Source organism: Kitasatospora sp. NPDC127060 (assembly GCF_042724935.1).
In the GTDB taxonomy this organism is placed as follows: domain Bacteria; phylum Actinomycetota; class Actinomycetes; order Streptomycetales; family Streptomycetaceae; genus Kitasatospora.
On record NZ_JBHXEG010000017.1, the window covers coordinates 42,971 to 63,479 of the forward strand.

Sequence of the window (20,509 nt, forward strand, 5' to 3'; positions counted from 1 at the left end):
AGCCCGGCCCCGATGGATCAGGCCGAGGGCCCGGCGGCCGGGGCGAGGGTGGTGTCGAGCCAGTCGAAGGTGACCTGCTGGAACCGTGCCATGGCGCCCATGTGGCAGTGCTCGCCCGCGCCCTCGGCCTCGGGGAGGGTGGCCAGGGTGTGGGGGCAGGTCAGCGCGGCGGCGACGCTCTGGGGCTGGCCGCGGAAGAACTGGTCGTCCTCGGCGTCCAGGACGAGGGTGGGGCAGTCGATGAGCTGGGCGACGCCGTCGAGGGTGTAGTCGGCGGTCTTGCGGAGGTAGTCCGCGACGGAGTCGGCGCCGAAGGTCCACACGCCGTTGCGCAGGGCCCAGCGGAGCTTGGTGCCGGCCTGCATGAGCAGGGCCAGGACGGGCTCGGCCAGGTCGTCGCGCCCGGTCTCGACCCACTCGCTCAGGAACGGCGGCATCAGCCGGGTGTGGGCCTCGTGGTAGTCGTAGAGGCCGTCGTCCAGGACCAGGGCGGCCAGCCGGTGTTCGTGGGCGGCGGCGCGGGCGGCGAGGTAGCCGCCGAGGCTGTAGCCGAACAGCGCGATCCGGTCGGGGGCGATCTCGGGGCGGGTGAGCGCGTAGTCGACCACCGGGGTGACCACGGCCTCCCAGTCCGGGCGGAAGACCAGCCCCTGTTCGCGCAGGACGGCGCCCTGGCCGGGTCCGTCGTACGCCAGCACGTTGTAGCCGCGGCGCAGCGCGGCCGCGCCGATGACGAAGTAGGCCTCTTCCAGGGTGGAGTCGAAGCCGCCGGTGAAGACGACGGTCGGGCGGGGGAGGCCGGAGTCGTCGACGAGGAAGAGGTACCCGGGCAGGGTGGTGTCCTGGTAGGGGATGCGGACGGCCTCGACCGGGGTGTCCAGGAGCCCCGCGGCGGTCGCGAAGGTCTCGCGGGAGAGCGCGGAGAGGTTCTTGACCTCGGGGTCGTGGGCGGGGTCGTCGCGGCGGTAGAACTCGGCGGTGCGGTAGTAGTTCGAGGCGCGCAGCAGGGCCTCGCGGGCGCTGACCCGGTGGCCGGCGGCGAGGGCGCTGGTACCGACGGTGTGGACGCGCTGCGCGGTGCCCTTCCATTCGCGCAGCCAGGCCTCCTCGTCGCCCTCGCCGACCTTGCGGAGGGTGGTCAGGACCTCGCCCAGGTCGGCGCCGCCGTCGTTGGCGAAGCCGACCGCGCGCAGCGCCTCGAAGGAGAAGGACTCGTCCTCGTACAGGAATCGCATGGTGCACCCCGGGTGGTTGAGACGGAACCATTAGTCGAGACGGAACGGGTCCGTCTCGCCTTCGGGATCGACGATAGACCCCGCCCAGTCGAGACGCAACCGTTCCGCCTCGTGTAGGTTCGGCGGCATGCCCAGCTCTTCCGCAGCGCCCCAGCCGCCGACCCCCGCCTCCGCGCCCGGCCGGTCTGCCGCCCGCAGGCTGCCCGGCGGGCCGGTCCTCCAGGACTCGGTCACCGAGGCGATCGCCGCCGCCTTCTTCGAGGAACTCGCGGCGGTCGGCTACGCCCGGCTGTCCCTGGAGGCGGTCGCCAAACGGGCCGGCGCGGGCAAGGCCGCCATCTACCGCCGCTGGGCGTCCAAGCTGGAGATGACCGTCGACCTGGTCTCCGCCGTCGCCGTCGACGCCTCCGGCACCATCGACACCGGAACCCTGCGCGGTGACGTCCTGGCCTTCCTCGCCGACGTCGCCGGCGCGCTGAACCAGCCGCTGCCCGCCCGGATCATCCCCGACCTGATCGCCGAAGGCGGGCGCACGCCCGAACTGGCCGAGGCGCTGTTCGCCGCCGTCCGCGACACCCGCCGCGGCAAGGCCACCGAACTCCTGGAGCGGGCGGTCGGCCGCGGTGAACTCCCCGCCGACGTCGACCGCGAGCTCGCCCTCGACCTGCTCGCCGGCCCGCTCTACTGGCGCCTCGCGGTCGTCCACACTCCGACCGCCCCCGACTACCTGGACCGCCTCACCGACAAGTTGCTCGCCGCCTTCCGGGCCTGACGCGCGCGGCGGGCTCGATCCGCCGGGCCGGCCCTGACGCCCGCCGGCCGCCGCAGCCCCGGTCACCGGCTCGGGCAGTTGCTCCGGGACCGGCGGCGGCAGCACCCGGTCGCGCAGGCGCAGCGCGCAGGCGAGGGCGACCGCCAGGACGCCGAGGACCAGGGCGAGGACGGTCCGCGGGCCGTGGGCGTCGGCCGGCCCGCCGAGCGCGGGCGCGGCGAGGCCGCCGACGGACACGGCGAGTCCGAGGGTCGGTCCGCTGGCGGTGCCGGGCCGGCCGGGCAGGTAGTCCTGGGCGAGCGTCACCTGCGGGGCGAACGGCAGGAACATCGCCCGTCCGAATGCCGCGGCCCCGGCCAGGGCAACCGCCACGGAGGGCGCGAGGGCCACCGTGGCCGGTGCCGGGACGGCGAGCAGCCAGCTGCCGCCCAGGCCGTAGGAGCCGACCACGAGGGTGACCAGCGCCGGTGCCAGCGAGGCGCCGAGCGTGCCGCCGACGGAGAACAGGCTCATCGCCCGCTGGGACTGTCCGCCGGCGGTGCGGGCCTGCTTGGTGGCGGGCGGGTGGTAGGCGGCGACGCCGATGCCGGCCAGCGCGGCGAGGAGCCAGGCGAGCGGAACGCAAGATAAGCCTTACCTGGCTGTGCGCCAGGTGGAGGTCGAGGCGAGCGGGCCCCGGTCGGCCACGCGGAAAACCCTTTGGCGGCCCCGGATGACCGGTGCTACCTTTCCGGAGGCCGTGCGAGAGAACGAGGAGGTGGTACCCGTGAACGCAGTAACGACATGGGTGCTCCCCTCCGGGGTCACGGTCGGGCGGTAGGTCGTCCGGGAGCGCCGTTCCAGTGCACTCCCGAAAGGCACGACCATGCAGTTCACTTCCGAGCAGCGCCACGACGACGGCGTCCTCGAACGCGAATTCACCCTCGGCGAGACCCCCGGCAGCCTGTGGACGACCGGATCCGCACCCGCCCCGCTGATCCTTATGGCCCACAACAACGGCCTGCCCCGACGCGAGCCACGGCTGGTCGCCCGGGCCCGGCACACCGCCGCGCAGGGCTACGCCGTGGCCACCATCGACGCCGCCGGGTGCGGCGACCGGCCCCGTTCCGCCGCGGCCGACCAGGCCCGCGCCGACCTCCGCAAGGCGATGCAGGCCGGCGAACCGGTCGACGAGATCTTCGAATCCCTCGTCGGCCCACTGGTCGAAGGCGCCGTCCCGGAATGGCGCACCACCCTGGACGCCCTGCTCGAACTGCCCGAACTCGCCGGCCCGGTCGGCTACTCGGGCTGGGCCGCCCTCGGCATCCGGCTGGCGGTAGCCGATCCGCGCATCGCGGCCGCCGGCCTCTTCGCCGGCGGATACGTGCCCCGCGCCCAGCGCGAGGAGGCCCGGCAGGTCACCATCCCGCTGCTGTTCCTGCTCCAGTGGGACGACGAGGGGAACCCCCGGCAGCGGGCCCTGGACCTCTTCGACGCCTTCGGCAGCAAGGAGAAGACGATGCACGCCAACCTGGGCGGGCACGTCGGCACCCCGTGGTTCGAGCTGGAGGACGGCGGCCGGTTCTACGACCGGCACCTGAAGTGACGCCGGGCCGCCGCACCGGCGGCCGACGGTAACCGGTGACCTCCGCCACCGCCCGGCATGGCGGGCGGTGGCGGACGTGTGATCAGGCCGTGGGCCCGGTCAAGCCGTGGGCGCGGTCAGGCCGTGGGCGCGGTCAGGCCCTCAGCCCGGCCGGGCCGTCAGCACGGTCAGACCAGCGCGGCCTCGACCAGGTCAGCGGCCCTGGACGCACCGGCGTCCGCCCGGACCTCCGTGCGGAGCTCGGCCAGCCGGGCCGCCACCGCCGGGTCGGAGGTCAGCTCCAGTACGGCGGAGCGCAGCGCGGTGGCGCTGGCCTGGTCGGTGTCCACGCGGCGGGCGACGCCGAGTTCGACCAGCCGGTCCGCGTTCTCGAACTGGTCGGCGGCCTGCGGCACCGCGACCATCGGCAGCCCGCAGTACAGGCCCTCGCTGCACCCGCCCATCCCGGCGTGGGTGATGAACGCGTCGGCCTGCTGCAGCACCGCGAGCTGCGGCACCCACGGGTGCACTTCGACGTTGGCCGGGATCGGGCCCAGCTCGGCCTGGTCGGTCGCCTTGCCGACCTGGAGCACGACGTGCCAGCCGGGCAGGTCGCCGAAGGCCTCCAGGCAGGCGCGGTAGAAGGCGGGCTGGTGGGTGAACGCGGAGCCGAGCGAGACCAGCAGCACCTTCTCCGCGCCCTGCGGCCGGGTCCAACTCCCCTGGTGCTCCCGGTTGTCCAGGCAGGGACCGGCGAAGGAGAAGACCTCGGGGTCGACCTCCTCGATCCCGGACTGGAGCGCCCGCGGGATCAGCGAGATCCCGCGGTCCGGCCGCATCATGTAGGTGAAGATGTCGCGGGGCGCCACCCCGTTGTCGGCCAGCCACCGCGTGAAGCGCTCCGTGACACCGTCCGCCTCCAGGGCCTTCATGATCGTCCGGAACGGCTCCGCGTCGAAGTCCCCCCGGGCGACCCTGGACGGCGAGACCAGCAGGGACGGCACGCCCCAGTCGTCGGCCAGCACCCGCCCCGCGTACGCCATGAAGTCGTACAGCACGAGGTCGGGCCGGTCGTCCTCGAACACCTCCCGCAGCCGCGGCAGCATCGCCTGCGCCTCGTCGAAGATCATGCCGTGCACATTGGTCCCGGGCGCGACCGCCGCCCCCTGGAGGACCGTCAGGCCCGTGTCATGCGGCACGAACCGGGCACCGGTGGCCTCGATCTGCTCGGCGAACGACGGGTCGTTCACGTAACTGATTCGGTGGCCGCGGGCGACCAGCTCCCGGATCACGTCCAGGCTGGGGTTGACGTGGCCGTGGGCCGGGATGTTCACCATGGCGATGTGTGCTGGGTTGGTCATGTCGGTACCTCTTCTCGTACGTCGTCACGCTTGCTGCCATCAAGGTCTGACGTTACGTCAACTTGACAACCGGGCCCGCAGGCGGGTGGCGGGAAGGGTGAGCGCGCGGGCGCTGATCACCAGGAACGGTGGCAGTCCGGCGCGTTGGGCCTGGCGGCCCGTCATCTCCGCGGTCGGCGCGGGCTCGGCGACGGCCTCCAGCGCGAAGCCGGCGCCGAGCAGTGCGGTGAGGTAGCGGGAGAGCGTCCGGTGCCCGTTGCCCGCTCGGCGGACGGCCTGCGGGTCGGTGGAGCGCCAGAACCCCTCGGCGAGGTAGTCGCCGACCACCCGGCGGCAGCGCCGTCGGCGAGGTGGGTCCAGGAGGCGTGGGGCGCCTCGACGCAGGGGTGGGTGAAGCTGAACGCCAGTGTGCGCCTCCGGGCCGCAGGCGTGCGGCCTGGAGTACCCGGCCAGGCCGCACGTCGGCGGCTCCTGCGTGGCTTTCGAGGCCGAACGCACCTGGGCCCTGGCCCACCGCACCACTTCTCTTCGCCCACCCCTGAGGCGGGTGCCGCCACCGGCCACGTACCGGCCGGCAGCAGCACCCGCCTCAGGCCGTGCGGATCCGGTCGCGAACCTCCGGCCTCGCCCCGAACCCGGCCGCCTTGTAGGTGGCGACGCCACCGACGTTGGAGCTCGGGGTGCACACCCGGACGCTCGACGAGCCCGCCTCCCGTAGCGCGACCGCCCCAGCGAGGGTGATCGCTCGGCCGTACCCGCGGCCGCGGTGGGCCGCGTGGACGCCCATCGGCTCGACCAGCCCCGGCCTCCCCGGGCCGGCCGACCAGACCGTGACCACCGCCACCGGCTCGCCCCGCTCGTCGTAGGCGCCCAGGCAGCGGGCGTCGTCGTAGAACGGTCCCGCCGCCATCCGGTGCCAGTACTCGCGCGTGGGCCGCGAGGTGCCGAACGCCGACCGCAGGACCTCGGCGAAGTCCTGTGCCCGCTCGGGGCCGATCGTCTCGATCCGCACGCCGGGGTCCTCCACCGGCTCCGTGAGGTCGCGGAAGAGCGGCGTCCACGGCTCGTCGACGCCCCAGCCCTCCTTGGTCAGCAGGTCGTGCAGCAGCAGGCCCGACGGCGCCTCGATGGCCACCTCCCCCTCCGGCAGCACACCGCGCTCGGGCAGCGAGACGTCCGCGACCAGCCGCCGCGCGAGGTCCTCGTCCCGGAAGGCGTCGGGGGCGACCGTCATCCGCAGCAGTGTCGGGGTGTCCTGCATCCCGACGGCGAGAATCCGTCCGCCCCGGCTCCAGGTCCGCACCACCGCGGCCGTCTCGGACATTCCGAAGCGGTGGTTCCAGCCGATGTCCCCCGCATGCAGCTGCATCGGCGCTCCGTCGCACTGCCACTCCCGCAGCGCGCCCATGGCCTCGCGCACCCCGGCCACGGCCGGCGTCCCCAGCACAATTGTCATGCCCGGGATCCGACACCCCCGCCCGGGAACCCCGCAACCCATTAACCGCCGCACCGGCCCCACCGAGGAGACAGGCTCTAGGGCGGCCTCGCGCCGAACTCCTCGCGCCTAACCCCGTGCGCCTCACGCCTAACGCGTGCCCACCAGGCGTTCCAGGATGCGCTCCATCCCGCTGGTCCAGTTGGCCTCCAGCGCGACGACCGCCTGCTCGATGTCGCCGTCCAGAAGGCACTGGGCGATCCGTTCGTGCTCCTCGGCGGCGCGCTCCAGGATCTCGTGGTCGCCGACCACCACCCGCTCGTAGCGGTGCAGGGTGAGCTTCAGCGAGTCGATCATCTCGCGCAGCCGGGTGTTGGCGCAGCCGGAGAGCAGCAGGGCGTGCCAGGCGTCGTCGTAGCGCTCGATGGTGCCGTGCGGGGCCTGGGGCGCGGAGAAGGCGTGGGCCTCGGCGAGCAGCCGGGGGGCGATCGCGGACAGGTGGGCGGGGTCGGAGGTGCGCAGGGCGAGCGACTCCAGGGCGATCACGATGGCCGTGAGGTCGAGGAACTCCTGTCTGCCGGTGGGGGCGAAGCGGAAGCCCTTGCCGCGCTCGCTGGTGATGATGCCCTCGCGTTCCAGGCTGATCAGCGCCTCGCGCAGGGGGGTCCGGCTGACGCCCAGTTCGTCGGCGAGCTGGACCTCGTTGATCGACTCGCCGGGGGTGAACCGGCCGCGGCCGAGCTGCTCCAGCAGTTCGTCCTTCACCTGCTCGCGCAGCGGGCGCCGCTCGATCGCCATCGGGCTTCCCTTCCTCGTTCGTCCCGTAGAGTACCGGCCGCCGTCCGACCCCTCGTCAGGCCGGACGCCTCGTCAGGCCGGACGGCGCGGCCGGTCAGGCGGTTCCGGCTCCGTCGACGGGGATGACGGCGCCGCTGATGAAGGCGGCGGCGTCGCTGGCCAGGAAGGCGACGGTGCGGGCGATGTCCCCGGGCCGGCCGATCCGGCCGAGCGGGCGGTCGGCGGCTTCGGCGTAGAACGCCTCGGCGCTCTCGCCGAGTTGGCGAGCCTCCTCGGCGAGCATGCCGGTGTCGGTGTCGCCGGGGCAGACGCAGTTGACCCGGATGTTGTCCGGGCCGTGGTCGATGGCCATCGCCCGGGTCATGTTGACCACGGCGCCCTTGGAGGCGCAGTAGGAGATGGCCCGGCCGCCGCCCTTGATGCCCCAGCCGGAGCCGGTGTTGATGATGCTGCCGCCGCCGTTGGCGGCCATCAGCGGGACGACCAGGCCGCTGAGCAGCATGATCGAGCGGACGTTGACGGCCATCACCAAGTCCCAGTCCTCGTCGGTGATCTCGGTGACGGTGGAGCGGCGGATGATGCCCGCGTTGTTGAACAGCACGTCCACGCCGCCGTACCGGGCGACGGCGGTGCGCACGGCCCGCTCGCAGTCGGCGCGCCGGGCGACGTCGCAGTGGACGAAGGTGCCGCCGGTCTCCTTGGCGGCCTGCTCGCCGCGGTCGGCGTCCCGGTCGACGAGGACGACGGCGGCGCCGAGTTCGGCGAGCAGGGCGGCGGTGGCCCGGCCGATGCCGGAGGCGGCGCCGGTGACGAGGGCGCGCTTGCCGTGGAGGTCGATCATGGGGGCTCCTCTGCAGGGGTTCGGGCGGTCAGCGGTTCGGACGGTCGGAGGGCGGCTGGTCGGCGGTTCGGAAGGTCAGGAGTGAGGCGGTCAGGGAGTGCGGAGGCCAGGCGGTCAGGCGGTCAGGGAGTGAGGCGGTAGACGGCGCTGGAGTGCCGGCCGGTGATCACCCGGACGTGCCCGGAGAGGGCATCGTCCAGCCGGGGGTCGCCGGTGTCCAGCAGCAGCGGGCGCCCCGCGAGGGCGGCGAGCTTGGCCTCGGTGGCGAGGACCAGCAGGCGTTCCCGGCCGGTGGCGCGCAGCAGTTCGGGGGTGAGCTGCTGATTGCCGCGGCCCAGCAGGAAGCCCTGGCCGCCGATGGGGGAGAGGGCCGTCCAGGGGGTGCCGGGCAGGTCGCGCAGCTGGTCGGCGCGGGCGTCCCGGAGCAGGACCAGGGGTGGCCGGTCGGGCCGTAGTCGGAGCAGGTCGACGCCGGTGAGGCTGACGCCGGGGGCGCCGAGCGCGGTGGCGACGGCGTGGGTGGTGCTGCCGGAACCGAGCAGCAGCAGCCCGTCGGGCCCGACCCGGTCGGCGACCTCGGCGGCGATCCCGTCGATCGTGGACGGGTCGGGGCCGCCGCTGCCGGTCTTGCGCTGCTGGACGCGGGTGGGCAGGACCGGGACGGTCAGCCGGCCGTACAGCCGGGTGTGCATCCGGCCCGCCCGCAGCGCCACCTCGTCCCGGTCCACCACCTCGGCGGCTTCGAGCCGGGCGGCGCCGCGCGCCCAGGCGGTCGCCACCTCGGCGGCGGCGCGGGGGTGGACGGCGAAGACGCCGGAGTGCATCTTGACCCCGGCCGGGATGCCGAGCACGGGCACCCGGGGGTCAGGGCCGAGGGCGTCCAGGACGTCCCGGGCGGTGCCGTCGCCGCCGCAGAACAGCAACAGTCCGGCGCCGGCCGCGACCAGGGCGCGCACCGCGGCCCGGGTGTCGGCGGCGGTGGTGGACGTACCGGACGGTCGGTGCACCACCCGCGCGGTACGGCCGACCGCGGCGGCCGCCGCCGCGCCCATCGATCCCGCCACGGTGATCAGTTCGACCCCCTGAAGCTGATCGAGCGTCAATTCGGCCCGGTGCAGGGCTTCGGGGCGGGCCCCGAGGGCGAGCGCCCGCCGCTGGACGTCGGCGCCGTCGCTGCCCTTGAGGCCGACCCGGCCGCCGAGTCCGGCGACCGGGTTGACCACCAGCCCGACCAGTGGTCCGGTCACGGCTGCTCGCCGAGGACTTTGCGGCGGTAGGCGCGCCAGCTGACGGCCCAGACGTCCGGGTCGTCCAGCGGCTCGTGCCGGATCCGGTGCACGGTGGAGCGGTGCGGCGCGGTGCGGACGGTCTCCGGCTCCTCGTAGGCCTCGCGGGCCACCTCGGCGAGGATCGCCGCGTACTCGTCCAGGTCGGCGCGGGAGTAGGACTCGGTGGGCTCCAGGGTCATCGGCTCGGGGACGAGGTACGGGTGGTGGCTGGTCCAGTAGTGGGTGCCGAAGTCGGCGGCGCGGTAGCCGAGTTCCTCGCTGTGCAGGCCGGTGTCCTGGTTGAGCCGCTGCCAGCTGTAGCGGACCTGTTCGACCCGCGGCCGCCCCTCGGCGTACGGGACGCTGACGCCGCGGATCTGCTTCACCCGGTGCATCAGGTAGTTGTTGTTGAGTACGGCGGTCTCGGCGGCGGTGCGCAGGCCCTCGGCGCCGAGCGACATGATCCAGGCGTAGGCGCGCACCAGGTTGGGGACGACGCCGAGGTAGGGGCGGATCTTGCCGATCGACTCCGGCCGTGCGTCGTCCAGCCGGTACCGCTCGCCGTCGAACTCGACGGTGGGGCCCGGGAGGTGGCGGGCCAGCTCGGCGGTGACCCCGCAGGCGCCGGCCGCCGGGCCGCCGCAGGCGTGCGGGGTGGAGAAGGTCTTGTGCAGGTTGAAGTGGCACAGGTCGAAGCCCGCCTCGCGGGCCCGGGTGATGCCCAGGATGCCGTTGGCGTTGGCCTGGTCGTAGGCGCACAGGCCGCCGGCCTCGTGCACGATCCGGACGAACTCGGCGATCCGCGGGTTGTAGATGCCGGTGTCCTCGGGGTTGGTGATCAGCAGGGCGGCCGTGCGGGGGCCGACGGCGGCGCGCAAAGCCTCGATGTCGGGGTAGCCGTCGGCGTCCGGATGGAGCGTGATCACCTTGAACCCGGCGGTCTTGGCGCAGGCGGCGTTGGAGGGGTGGGAGAAGGCGGTGGTGATGATCTCGTCGCGCTGGGCGGCCTCGCCGCGGGCGGCGTGGTGGGCGCGGATCACCGAGACGTTGGTCCAGATCGCGGCGCTGCCGGCCCCGGGCTGCAGGCTGACCCGGTCCATGCCGGAGATCTCCTTGAGCAACTGCTCCAGGCGGTGGGCGAGTTCGAGCACCCCCTGGACGGTGGAGGGGTCCTGGGCGGGGTGCAGGGCGGCGATCCGGGGGTCCCGGACGAAGGTGTCGTTGACCTTGGGGCTGTACTTCATGGTGCAGGTGCCCTGGCCGACGTCCACGTTGAGGTCGGCGCCCAGGTTCTCCTGGGAGAGCCGCAGGTAGTGCCGGAGCACCTGCTGCTGGCCGAGTTCGGGCAGTGCGGCCGGGGTGGTGCGGCGCAGCGCGGCGGGCAGTTGCTCGGCCGGATCGCCGACGGCGGCGGTGACACCGGGCTCGGGTAGCGGCGGCAGCACGCCGCGCTCGCCGGGGGCGCCGAGTTCGAAGACCAGCTTCTCGTCCCAGCGGGCCTGGTGGAAGCGGCGCAGGGCGGGCTTGGGGGAGATCCGCGCTCCGGTGGTGTTCTGATGCTCCGTCACTTCACGATCTCCTCAAGCGCGTCGGCGAGCTGGTCGATGTCGGCCTGGGTGTGCAGCTCGGTGACGCAGTAGCGGCCCTCGTGCGGCCCGGCCGGGGTGCCGCCGTGCAGGCCGCGGGCGAGCAGGGCGGCGGCGACCTCGGTGGCGCCGGGGCCGCCGGGGTAGCGCACGGTGAAGTCGGCGAAGTGCACCGCCTGCGGGTCGGCGAGGTCCACCCCGGGCACCCGGGCGAGGCGCTGCCGGGCGTAGGCGGTGTTGGCGAGGACGGTCTCGCCGACCTCGCGCATGCCGTGCGGGCCCATCAGGGCGAGGTAGGCCCCGGCGGCGATGCCGTGCAGGGCGGCAGCGGTGCCGACCCACTCCTTGCCCTCCTCGCGCAGCGCGAAGGAGGTGCGCTCGTACGCGACGTCGCCGAAGCCGTACTCGCCGGGCACCTCGGTCGGGGTGAGGCCGAACAGTCGGCTCGGGTACTCGGCGACCAGGCGCGGGTCGTCCGCCGAGCCGATGAAGCCCGCGTTGCCGCCGCCGTAGCTCGGGTGGATGCCGAGCGGTTGGAGGTCGCCGCAGGTGAGGTCGGCGCCGTGCCGGGCGGGCGGGGCGAGCACGCCGAGGCTGATCGGGTTGGCGTGCACCACGGCCAATGCGCCTGCCGCGTGGGCGAGTTCGACGTACTCCGGCAGCTCGGGGTCGATCCGGCCGCTGAAGTCGGTCAGTTGGGCGTAGACGGCGGCCACGTCGCCGTCGGCGAGTGCGACCCGGACGGCCTCCGGCCGGGCGGGGACGGGTTGCACCGGGTGCACGCCCTGGACGTAGTCGTGGATCCGGGACACCCGGTCCGGGTCGATCTCGCCGACCAGCAGCAGCCGGCGTCGCCCGGTGGCCCGGCCGGCCATCCGCAGCGCGGTGGCGGCGGCCTGGAAGCCGTCGTAGGTCGGCACGTTGACGACGTCGACGGCCAGCAGTTCGGCCATCAGCGACTGGTACTCCCACAGTGCCTGGAAGCGTCCGTGGTCCTCGTACGGCTCCCCGGCGTAGGCGGTGAGGAACTCGCTGCGGTTGACGATCTCGTCGACCACGGCGGGCACGTGGTGCCGGTAGCAGCCCGCGCCGAGGAAGGAACGGCCGGGAGGTACGGCGGAGTTGCGGGAGAGCAGTTCCTCCAGGTGGGCCACCAGCCGGGCCTCGGACTCGAAGGGGGCGGGCAGCCGCAGCGGGCGGTCGAGCCGGAGCGCGGCGGGGATGTCGGCGTAGAACTCCTCGACGTCCTTGGCGCCGATCGCCGCCAGCATCGAATCTCGTACGTCCGGGGCCGAGTTGGGGATGTACGGGTGGGTCCGGGGAACGCGTGCGGGCATCCTGTCACCTTCCGCGATTTCGGTCGGAAGCCTTGACGGCACTGTGCATGCTGAGTTCTGTATACAGCATTCGGCATTCACCAGTCGGGAGGCAAGATGTCCGCACCAACCCGGCCCGGAAAAGACCCCCAACTCACCTACGGACACCGCGGATCCGGCCCGGGACTGGACCGCCGCCGGCTACTCGGCGCCGGACTCGCGGGCGGCGCCCTGCTGCTGACCGGGGCCACCGGCTGCGCCACCGGCGGGGCCGGCGGGCCGAGTGCCAGGCAGCTCGGCGGCAGCCCGAGCGCCACCGTCGGCGGGAAGATCACCGTCTGGTCCTGGGACGTCGCGGCCAAGGCCATGCAGCGCCTCGGCAAGACCTTCGAACAGGCCCACCCGGGCACCATGGTCGACGTCGTCGACATCGGCTACGACAACGCCTACGACAAGATCACCGTCGGCCTCGGTGCCGGCAGCGGACTGCCCGACATCCTCACCGTCGAGGGCAGCCGGCTCCCCAGCTACCTCGGCAACTTCCCGAACGCCCTGGTCGACCTCAGCAGCCGGGCCGCCGGCCTCAAGCCCCAGTTCGCCGAGTCCACTTGGCGCACCGTCACCGATGCCAAGGGCCGGGTCTTCGCGCTGCCCTGGGACAGCGGGCCGTGTGCCCTGTTCTACCGCCGGGACCACTTCCAGCAGGCCGGCATCGACCCCGCCGGCCTCGCCACCTGGGACGACTACCTCACCGCCGGCACGACCCTGAAGAACGCCACCGGCAGGAAGCTGCTCATCCTGGACGCCAAGAAGGACAGCGTGTTCGCCCAACTCCTCCAGCAGCAGGGCCAGTCCTGGTTCACCGACGGCAAGGTGGCCGTCGCCACCCCCGCCGCCGAGCGCGCGCTCACCCTGCTGAAACAGCTCGTCGACCGCGGCCTGGTCGACTTCGAGGACGGCTGGGACGGCCTGGTCTCCGCCACCCACGACGGCAAGGCCGCCACCACCCCCATCGCCGCCTGGTGGGACGGCACCCTCACCGGAGACATGGCCGACCTCTCCGGCAAGTTCGGCGTCGTCCCGCTCCCCGCCTTCACCCCCGGCGGCAGCCGCACCTCCAACAGCGGCGGCTCCACCCTGTGCGTCACCACCCAGAGCGGCAACCCGGAGACGGCCTGGGCCTTCCTCTCCCACCTGCTCGCCGACAAGGCCAATCAGGCCTCGATGATGCAGCACGAAGGCCTCTTCCCGGCCTACCTCCCCGCCCTGGACGACCCGTACTTCCAGCAGCCCTCGCCCTACTACGGCGGCCAGCCCGCGATGAAGCTGTTCGCCGACCTCGCCCGCACCATCCCCGGCGTCGAGCGCACCTCCGACGACTCCAAGGCCGGCGACATCGTCACCACCGCCGTCAACCAGGTGCTCCACAACGGCGCCGACCCGGGCACCGTGCTGCGCTCCGCCGCCCGACAGATCGCCACCGCGACCGGCCGCCCCACGGTCACCTAGGGGCGGGCGCCATGACCAGCAGCGCCCCGGCCACCCTGGGCAAGCCCGCCGCCCGCGCCGCCCGGGCCCGCGGGCACCGCCGCCCGCGCACCGCCGCCTGGCTGTTCGCGGGCCCCACCGCCGCCCTGTTCACCCTGTTCTTCGCCTACCCCCTGGGTGCCAGCCTCTACCAGAGCCTCACCGCCCGCCGCGACGGCGTGGACGTCTTCGTCGGCCTCGACCAGTACCGCCGGCTGCTGGACGACCCGGCCTTCCTGCACTCCCTGGCCAACACCGGGCTCATCCTCGTCGTCCAGGTGCCGGTGATGATCGGTCTCGCCCTGGTGCTCGCGGTGCTGCTCAACCAGTCCTGGCTGCGCTTCCGTTCGGGCTGGCGGGCGGTCTTCTTCCTGCCCGCGATCACCACCCTGGTCGCCTACGCCGTCGTCTTCCAGGTGCTGCTGCGCACCGACGGCGGCCTCGCCAACCAGGCCCTCCAGGCGCTCGGCCTCGGCCCGGTCGACTGGCTCAACTCGCCCACCTGGGCGAGGATTTCACTGATCGGCTCGGTCACCTGGCGGTGGACCGGCTACAACGCCGTGATCCTGTTGGCCGGACTCCAGGCGATCGGCCGTGACCAGTACGAGGCCGCCGCCCTCGACGGCGCCGGCACCGTCCGCACCTACACCGGGGTGGTGCTGCCGCAGTTGCGGCCGGTGGTGCTGTTCTGCGTCATCACCTCCACCATCGGCACCCTCCAACTCTTCGACGAGAACTACGTGCTGACCCGCGGCGGCCCCGGCGACGCCACCCTCACCCCGGTGGTCTACCTGTACAAGGTCGGCTTCCAGCAACTGGACTTCGGCTACGCGGCCGCCATCGCCTGGGCGGTGGTGCTGATCATCGCCGCGGTCTCGCTGCTGCAGTTCCGGCTCTACGGAAGGGAACGCCGCCGATGAGCGGAAGACTCCTGGGCCGCGCCGCCGTGCTCACCCTGCTCGCCCTCGGCGCCGTCGTCAGCCTGCTGCCCTTCGCCTGGATGCTGATCGCCGCCACCCACAGCAGCTCCGAACTCTTCCACTCCCCACCGCCGTTCCTGCCCGGCGGCGAACTGCTGCGCAACCTGGCGCACCTCCAGCAGAGCATCGGCTTCGGCCGGGTGATGCTCAACAGCCTCGGCATCGCCGTCGTGCACACCCTGCTCAGCTCGCTGCTGTCCGCCATGTGCGGCTACGGGCTGGCCAAGTACCGCTTCCGCGGCCGCGGCCTGCTGCTCGGCCTGGTGCTGGCCACCATGATGATCCCGCTCCAGGTGCTGCTGGTCCCGCTGTTCCAGATGATGGCCAGCCTCGGCTGGATCGACAGCTACCAGGCCGTCATCCTGCCCTTCCTCGCCAACTCCTTCGGCATCCTGCTGATGCGCCAGAGCTTCCTGGACTTCCCCGACGAACTGCTGGAGTCCGCCCGGATCGACGGCGCCGGCGAGCTGCGCACCTTCTACCGGATCGTCCTGCCGTGCGTACGGCCGCAGTTGGGGGCTCTCGTCATCTTCACCTTCATGGGCCAGTGGAACAGCTTCATCTGGCCGCTGCTGATGCTCAACACCCAGGACAGGTACACCGTCCCGGTCGCGCTCAACACGCTGACCGGGCTCACCCACGTCGACTACTCCGGCCTGATGCTGGGCTCCTTCCTGGCCACCCTCCCGCTGATGGTGCTCTTCCTGCTCTTTCAGCGGCAGTTCGTGGCCGGCCTGCTCGGCGGCGCCCTGAAGGGATGATGACACCCGCATGGACCGACTCACCCGCGTGCCCGGCCTGCTGTACGGCGGGGACTGGAACCCCGAGCAGTGGCCCGAGGAGGTGTGGGCCGAGGACGTCAAGCTGATGGCCGAGGCCGGGGTCAACCTGGTCACCGTCGGCGTGTTCTCCTGGGCCCGGCTCCAACCCGACGCCCACAGCTGGGACTTCGGCTGGCTGGACCGGCTGCTCGACCTCGCCCACCGGCACGGCCTCGCCGTCGACCTGGCCACCGCCACCGCCTCCCCGCCCGCCTGGCTGGTCCGCGCCCACCCCGAGCTGCTGCCCGTCACCGCCGACGGCGTCCGGCTGGAGTTCGGCTCCCGTCAGCACTACTGCCCCTCCTCCCCGGTCTACCGGGCCGCCGCCGTCCTGCTCACCCGCAGGCTCGCCGAGCGCTACCACGACCACCCCGCGCTCGCCCTGTGGCACATCCACAACGAGTACGGCGACCACGTCCAGGAGTGCTTCTGCGCCCGGTCGGCCGCCGACTTCCGCCGCTGGCTGCGTGAACGCCACGGCACCGTCGAGGAGTTGAACCGCTCCTGGGGCACGGCCTGCTGGTCCCAGCGGTACGACTCCTTCGAGCAGGTCGAGCCGCCGCGCGCCGCACCCGGCCCGGTCAACCCCACCCAGCTGCTGGACTGGCGTCGGTTCTGCTCGGACGCCCTGCTAGCCCTGCACCGCGCCGAGAAGGCCGTCCTCGACGAACTCTCGCCCGGGGTGCCGGTCACCACCAACTTCATGTCGATGCTCAAGGCCCTCGACTACTGGGAGTGGAGCCGGCACGAGGACTTCGTCTCCGACGACGCCTACCCCGACCCGGCCGACCCGTACGCCCACGTCAACGCCGCCATGAACTACGACCTGATGCGCTCCCTCAAGGCCGGCCGGCCCTGGCTGCTGATGGAACAGGCCCCCTCCGCGGTCAGCTGGCGCCCGGTGAACGTCCCCAAACGCCCCGGCCTGTACCGCCTCTGGTCGCTCCAGGCGCTGGCCCGCGGCGCCGACGGCGTGCTGCACTTCCAGTGGCGCGCCTCGGTGGCCGGCGCCGAGAAGTTCCACAGCGCGATGCTGCCGCACCGGGGCACCGCCGCGCACGGCTGGCACCGGACCGTCGCCCTCGGCGCCGAACTGCGCCGCCTCGGCGAGGTCGCGGGCAGCCGGCTCCGCGGCCAGGTCGGGATCCTGCTCGACTGGGACAGCTGGTGGGCGCTGGAACTGGACGACCACCCCTCAGTCCGGATGCGCTGGCTAGACCTGCTCCGCCCCTGGTACGCCGCCCTGCACGGGCGCGGCACCACCGTCGACTTCCTCCCGCCCAGCGCGCCGTACGACGGTTACCGGGTGCTGATCGCCCCCAACCTCTACCTGCTCGACACCGCCACCGCCGACCGCCTCACCGCCTACGTCCACGACGGCGGCCGACTGGTCTGCGGCCCCTTCAGCGGCATCACCGACCGGCACGACCACATCCACCCCGGTGGCCACCCCGGCCCGCTGCGCGGACTGCTCGGCCTGGTCGTGGACGAGCACTGGCCGATCCCGGACGGCGGGACCACCTCCGTACGGCTCGACGACCAGGACCTGCACGCCGTGCACTGGAGCGAGTGGATCGAACCCGAGGGCGCCGAGACCCTCGCCCGCTACACCTCCGGCGAACTCACCGGCCGCCCCGCCGTCACCCGCCACCGGCACGGCGCCGGCAGCGCCTGGTACCTCGGCTGCCACCTCGGGCCGGACGTCGCCCGGGTGCTCGACCTGCCGCTCGCCGAGGCCGGCGCCGGCCCCGAACTGCCCGGACTGCCCGAGGGCGTCGAGGCCACCCGCCGCCGCGCCGCCGACGGCACCGAGTACCTCTTCCTGCTCAACCACGGCCCCGCCGACCGCCGGGTGCCGCTGGAGCGCCCCGGCACCGACCTGCTCACCGGCGCCGCCAGCGGTGCCGCCCTCACCCTCGCCCCGCTCGGCGCCGCCGTCCTCCGCCTGCCAGCCCCCGGGGAGCGCGCATGAACCCGCTGACCCGCCGCCGCTTCCTGGCCGCCTCCGCCCTGACGGCCACCGGCACCCTCGCCGCACCGCCCGCCCACGCCGCCCAGCCCGACGAGAAGCCGGACGCCCGGAAGCCGGACGACGAGAACCTGGACGGCGAGAACCTGGACGACGAGAGCCTGGACGCCGAGAGTCTGGACGCCGAACGCTACGCCGACGTCCTCGACCTGCACGGCACCCCCACCCAGGCCTACCCCGGCGACAACAACCCGATCACCGTCTTCGCCGACCTCGGCGCCTGGCACGCCTACGCCCTGCCCCGCCCGGGCGACCAGTCAGGCGGCTTCACCGGCCCGCTGTACCTCGCCCAGGAGTACCCCTGGTGGCTCAGCGACGGCCTCACCCGCCTCCAGCTCACCGAACGGGGCAAACCCCTGGACCTCAGCGCCGGCGGCGCCCCCGCCCTCACCGCCCTGCCCGGACTGCTCCGCCAGTCCTACGCGCTCGGCGACGGCCTCACCCTCACCCTCGAACTGCGCTTCGCCGGCAACCGCACCGCCCTGCTCCGCGCCCGCCTGGCCAACACCGGCCGAGCCGCCCGCACCCTGGCCGTCGCCTGGACCGGCACCCTGTTGCGCCCCGCCGACGGCCCCCAGCGCGACGCGCCAAACCTGCGAGCCGGCGAACGCGGCATCGAGGTGGGCTTCGCCAAGGTCCGCCGGACCTGGGACTACCTGACCGACGGCACCGAGCGGTTCGCCGTCCGGCACGCCCAGCCGGTCCGCATCACGCTCAGTGGCGACGGTCACCGCACCGAACTCACCGACCCCGTACGGCTGTCGCCCGGGGCGAGCCGCACCCTGGACTGGACCGAGAGCTACACCTTCACCGCCGAGGAGTACGACCGCGCCGCTCGGGAGGCCGAGGTGGCGCTGCGCGCCCCCGAGCGGACCGCCGCGGCCGGGCGGGCCCGCTGGGCCGGCTACCTGGCCCGCGCCACCGAGGGCGTCCCCGCCGCCCGGCGCCGCACCGCCGTCAAGTGCGTGCAGACCCTGGTCACCAACTGGCGCAGCCCGGCCGGGCGGATCCGGCACGACGCCGTCACCCCCTCGCTGTCCGACAAGTGGTTCAGCGGCGTCTGGGCCTGGGACACCTGGAAACAGGCCGTCGGCACCGCGCTGTTCGCCCCCGGCCTGGCCGCCGACCAGATCCGGGCCGTCTTCGACCACCAGATCGGACCGGACTCGCCCGACCGCCCCCAGGACGCCGGCATGGTCCCGGACTGCGTCTTCTACAACGACCCGTCCACCGGCGGCGGCAACTGGAACGAACGCAACTCCAAGCCCCCGCTGGCCGCCTGGGCGGTCTGGGAGGTGTACCGGCGCAGCGGCGACCGGGCCTTCCTGCGCGAACTGCTGCCCAAGCTCACCGCCTACCAGGACTGGTGGTACCGCACCCGGGACCACCTCGGCGAGGGCCTGTGCGAGTACGGCGCCACCGTCGACCCGGCCAACGCCGCCCCCGAGGACTGTCGGCAGGCGGCGGCCTGGGAGTCCGGCATGGACAACGCCCCGCGCTTCGACGCCGCCACCGTCGTCCCCAACCGGGACGCCGGGGGCACCCTGCTCGGCTGGTCGCTCACCCAGCGTTCCGTCGACCTCAACGCCTACCTCGCCGCCGACCACCGCCACCTGGCCCTGATCGCCGCCGAACTCGGCGACCGCCCCGGCGCGCAGCGGCTGCGCACCGGGGCCGAGCGGATCGACGCCGCGATCCGCGCCACCATGTACGACCCGGCCACCGGCTGGTTCCATGACACCGACCTCGCCACCGGCGCCCGACTGACCGCCCGCGGCCGGGGCATCGAGGGCGCCGTCCCGTTGTGGTCCGGCAGCGCCGCCCCCGCCCAGGCCCGTACGGTGCGCAGCCTGCTGCTCGACCCGAAGGAGTTCGGCACCCCGATGCCCTTCCCGACCGTGGCCCGCAGCTCGCCGTCCTTCGACCCGGCCGGCTACTGGCGCGGCCTGGCCTGGCTCGACCAGACCTACTTCGCGATCGAGGGCCTGCGCCGGCACGGCTGGGACCAGGACGCCCGCCGGGCGGTGGAACGCCTGCTCGCCGCCGCCGAGGGCCTGAGCGGCGACGGGCCGGTGCGGGAGAACTACGACCCGCTGACCGGCGCGGGTCGCAACTCCACCAACTTCAGCTGGTCCGCCGCGCTGCTGCTCCCGCTCCTGCGGCTCTGACGGCTTCGGCTCTGACCCGCTTCGGCTCTGACCCACTTTGGCTCCGGGCCGCCTGACCAGGCATGATCGGGGGCATGGTGGAACGACTCATTGCAGCGTGTGACGGAGCGGCCAAGGGCAACCCGGGCCCGGCGGCGTGGGCCTACGTGGTCGCGGACAGCGCCGGGGCGCCCCAGCGCTGGGAGGCCGGGCCGCTCGGTCACAGCACCAACAACATCGGCGAGCTGACGGCGCTTCAGCAGCTGCTGTCCGCCACCGACCCGGCCGTGCCGCTGGAGGTCCGGCTGGACAGCACCTACACCCGCGACTCGGTCACCAAGTGGCTCAAGGGCTGGAAGCGCAACGGCTGGAAGACGGCCGCGGGCAAGCCGGTGGCCAACCGCGAGCTGATCCAGCGGATCGACGAACTCCTGGAGGGCCGGGACGTCACCTTCGTGTACGTCCCCGCCCACCAGGTGGACGGCGACCCGCTGAACGCCATCGCCGACCAGGCCGCCAGCGACGCCGCCCGTACCCAGCAGGCCGCCGCAGGGACGGCCGCCGACCTCCCGGTGCCCGACCCGGCCGCGGCCACCAAGGCGCCCAAGGCCCGCCCCGCCCGCCCCGCCGCCGCCGGAAGCGGCAGCGGCGGCGGCGCCGGCGGCGGCGCCAAGCGCAGCGGCACCTCGCGCACCCTGAACGCCCGCTTCCCGGGCACCTGCCCGTGCAGCCGCCCGTACGCCAAGGGCGACAAGATCACCAAGGTGGGCGCCAGCTGGGGCCACCCGGAGTGCGCCGCCGCCCACGCCTGAGCACCGCCGGGCCGCCG

Annotated in this window: 17 protein-coding genes; 8 read left to right on the forward strand and 9 right to left on the reverse strand. The window is 73.5% G+C overall.

Annotated elements, in window-relative coordinates:
- Positions 1–17 precede the first annotated feature (17 nt).
- Entirely contained in the window at positions 18–1,235 is a 1,218-nt protein-coding gene (locus ACFWIS_RS12855; RefSeq protein ID WP_380461537.1) for an alpha/beta hydrolase family protein, read from the reverse strand.
- Positions 1,236–1,362: 127 nt separating this feature from the next.
- On the opposite strand from ACFWIS_RS12855, the gene ACFWIS_RS12860 reads away from it, so the two are divergent.
- Complete coding sequence (locus tag ACFWIS_RS12860; RefSeq protein WP_380461536.1) at positions 1,363–2,007, forward strand: TetR-like C-terminal domain-containing protein; 645 nt, start codon at positions 1,363–1,365, stop codon at positions 2,005–2,007.
- Positions 2,008–2,872: 865 nt separating this feature from the next.
- Positions 2,873–3,592: a dienelactone hydrolase family protein gene (locus tag ACFWIS_RS12865; RefSeq protein WP_380461535.1), complete on the forward strand. Its 720-nt coding sequence runs from the start codon at positions 2,873–2,875 to the stop codon at positions 3,590–3,592.
- Between the two features lie 167 nt (positions 3,593–3,759).
- Here the strand turns inward: ACFWIS_RS12865 and ACFWIS_RS12870 are convergent, their stop codons facing one another.
- From ACFWIS_RS12870 to gcvPA, 8 genes are all read right to left on the reverse strand, one after another.
- Complete coding sequence (locus tag ACFWIS_RS12870) at positions 3,760–4,932, reverse strand: macrolide family glycosyltransferase (RefSeq protein ID WP_380461534.1); 1,173 nt, start codon at positions 4,930–4,932, stop codon at positions 3,760–3,762.
- A gap of 57 nt (positions 4,933–4,989) precedes the next feature.
- Positions 4,990–5,259: a hypothetical protein gene (locus tag ACFWIS_RS12875; protein WP_380461533.1), complete on the reverse strand. Its 270-nt coding sequence runs from the start codon at positions 5,257–5,259 to the stop codon at positions 4,990–4,992.
- A gap of 262 nt (positions 5,260–5,521) precedes the next feature.
- Positions 5,522–6,388 (reverse strand): GNAT family N-acetyltransferase, encoded by an 867-nt coding sequence (locus ACFWIS_RS12880; RefSeq protein ID WP_380461532.1) that lies wholly within the window; start codon positions 6,386–6,388, stop codon positions 5,522–5,524.
- 129 nt (positions 6,389–6,517) lie between these two features.
- On the reverse strand, positions 6,518–7,165 hold the full coding sequence (locus ACFWIS_RS12885; RefSeq protein WP_380461531.1) for a GntR family transcriptional regulator: 648 nt from the start codon (positions 7,163–7,165) through the stop codon (positions 6,518–6,520).
- 94 nt (positions 7,166–7,259) lie between these two features.
- Positions 7,260–8,006: an SDR family NAD(P)-dependent oxidoreductase gene (locus tag ACFWIS_RS12890; RefSeq protein WP_380461530.1), complete on the reverse strand. Its 747-nt coding sequence runs from the start codon at positions 8,004–8,006 to the stop codon at positions 7,260–7,262.
- A gap of 122 nt (positions 8,007–8,128) precedes the next feature.
- Entirely contained in the window at positions 8,129–9,253 is a 1,125-nt protein-coding gene (locus tag ACFWIS_RS12895) for an ATP-NAD kinase family protein (RefSeq protein WP_380461529.1), read from the reverse strand.
- Positions 9,250–10,842 carry an aminomethyl-transferring glycine dehydrogenase subunit GcvPB gene (gcvPB, locus tag ACFWIS_RS12900; protein WP_380461528.1) on the reverse strand — a complete coding sequence of 531 codons (1,593 nt, stop codon included), beginning with the start codon at positions 10,840–10,842 and terminating at the stop codon, positions 9,250–9,252. Before gcvPB ends, ACFWIS_RS12895 begins: the two co-directional genes overlap by 4 nt.
- Positions 10,839–12,197 carry an aminomethyl-transferring glycine dehydrogenase subunit GcvPA gene (gene gcvPA / locus ACFWIS_RS12905; protein WP_380461527.1) on the reverse strand — a complete coding sequence of 453 codons (1,359 nt, stop codon included), beginning with the start codon at positions 12,195–12,197 and terminating at the stop codon, positions 10,839–10,841. The genes gcvPB and gcvPA overlap by 4 nt, the downstream gene beginning before the upstream one ends.
- Positions 12,198–12,293: 96 nt before the next feature.
- Between gcvPA and ACFWIS_RS12910 the strand changes: the two genes are divergently transcribed.
- From ACFWIS_RS12910 to ACFWIS_RS12935, 6 genes are all read left to right on the forward strand, one after another.
- On the forward strand, positions 12,294–13,685 hold the full coding sequence (locus ACFWIS_RS12910) for an ABC transporter substrate-binding protein (protein ID WP_380461526.1): 1,392 nt from the start codon (positions 12,294–12,296) through the stop codon (positions 13,683–13,685).
- Positions 13,686–13,696: 11 nt separating this feature from the next.
- Positions 13,697–14,623: a carbohydrate ABC transporter permease gene (locus ACFWIS_RS12915; protein WP_380461525.1), complete on the forward strand. Its 927-nt coding sequence runs from the start codon at positions 13,697–13,699 to the stop codon at positions 14,621–14,623.
- A complete protein-coding gene (locus ACFWIS_RS12920; RefSeq protein WP_380461524.1) occupies positions 14,620–15,444 on the forward strand; it encodes a carbohydrate ABC transporter permease in 825 nt (274 codons plus the stop codon). The genes ACFWIS_RS12915 and ACFWIS_RS12920 overlap by 4 nt, the downstream gene beginning before the upstream one ends.
- A gap of 10 nt (positions 15,445–15,454) precedes the next feature.
- Complete coding sequence (locus ACFWIS_RS12925; RefSeq protein WP_380461523.1) at positions 15,455–17,476, forward strand: beta-galactosidase; 2,022 nt, start codon at positions 15,455–15,457, stop codon at positions 17,474–17,476.
- Positions 17,473–19,701, forward strand: a complete 2,229-nt coding sequence (locus tag ACFWIS_RS12930) for a trehalase family glycosidase (protein WP_380461522.1) — start codon at positions 17,473–17,475, stop codon at positions 19,699–19,701. The genes ACFWIS_RS12925 and ACFWIS_RS12930 overlap by 4 nt, the downstream gene beginning before the upstream one ends.
- Before the next feature lie 74 nt (positions 19,702–19,775).
- Complete coding sequence (locus ACFWIS_RS12935; RefSeq protein ID WP_380461521.1) at positions 19,776–20,492, forward strand: ribonuclease H; 717 nt, start codon at positions 19,776–19,778, stop codon at positions 20,490–20,492.
- The last annotated feature ends 17 nt before the right edge of the window (positions 20,493–20,509 follow it).

Excerpts from the sequence above, each read along its gene's own strand:
- ACFWIS_RS12855 (WP_380461537.1), bottom strand. The coding sequence starts at position 1,235 with ATGCGATTCCTGTACGAGGACGAGTCCTTCTCCTTCGAGGCGCTGCGC.
- ACFWIS_RS12860 (WP_380461536.1), top strand. The coding sequence starts at position 1,363 with ATGCCCAGCTCTTCCGCAGCGCCCCAGCCGCCGACCCCCGCCTCCGCG.
- ACFWIS_RS12865 (WP_380461535.1), top strand. The coding sequence starts at position 2,873 with ATGCAGTTCACTTCCGAGCAGCGCCACGACGACGGCGTCCTCGAACGC.
- ACFWIS_RS12870 (WP_380461534.1), bottom strand. The coding sequence starts at position 4,932 with ATGACCAACCCAGCACACATCGCCATGGTGAACATCCCGGCCCACGGC.
- ACFWIS_RS12880 (WP_380461532.1), bottom strand. The coding sequence starts at position 6,388 with ATGACAATTGTGCTGGGGACGCCGGCCGTGGCCGGGGTGCGCGAGGCC.
- ACFWIS_RS12885 (WP_380461531.1), bottom strand. The coding sequence starts at position 7,165 with ATGGCGATCGAGCGGCGCCCGCTGCGCGAGCAGGTGAAGGACGAACTG.
- ACFWIS_RS12890 (WP_380461530.1), bottom strand. The coding sequence starts at position 8,006 with ATGATCGACCTCCACGGCAAGCGCGCCCTCGTCACCGGCGCCGCCTCC.
- gcvPA (WP_380461527.1), bottom strand. The coding sequence starts at position 12,197 with ATGCCCGCACGCGTTCCCCGGACCCACCCGTACATCCCCAACTCGGCC.
- ACFWIS_RS12910 (WP_380461526.1), top strand. The coding sequence starts at position 12,294 with ATGTCCGCACCAACCCGGCCCGGAAAAGACCCCCAACTCACCTACGGA.
- ACFWIS_RS12915 (WP_380461525.1), top strand. The coding sequence starts at position 13,697 with ATGACCAGCAGCGCCCCGGCCACCCTGGGCAAGCCCGCCGCCCGCGCC.
- ACFWIS_RS12920 (WP_380461524.1), top strand. The coding sequence starts at position 14,620 with ATGAGCGGAAGACTCCTGGGCCGCGCCGCCGTGCTCACCCTGCTCGCC.
- ACFWIS_RS12925 (WP_380461523.1), top strand. The coding sequence starts at position 15,455 with ATGGACCGACTCACCCGCGTGCCCGGCCTGCTGTACGGCGGGGACTGG.
- ACFWIS_RS12930 (WP_380461522.1), top strand. The coding sequence starts at position 17,473 with ATGAACCCGCTGACCCGCCGCCGCTTCCTGGCCGCCTCCGCCCTGACG.
- ACFWIS_RS12935 (WP_380461521.1), top strand. The coding sequence starts at position 19,776 with ATGGTGGAACGACTCATTGCAGCGTGTGACGGAGCGGCCAAGGGCAAC.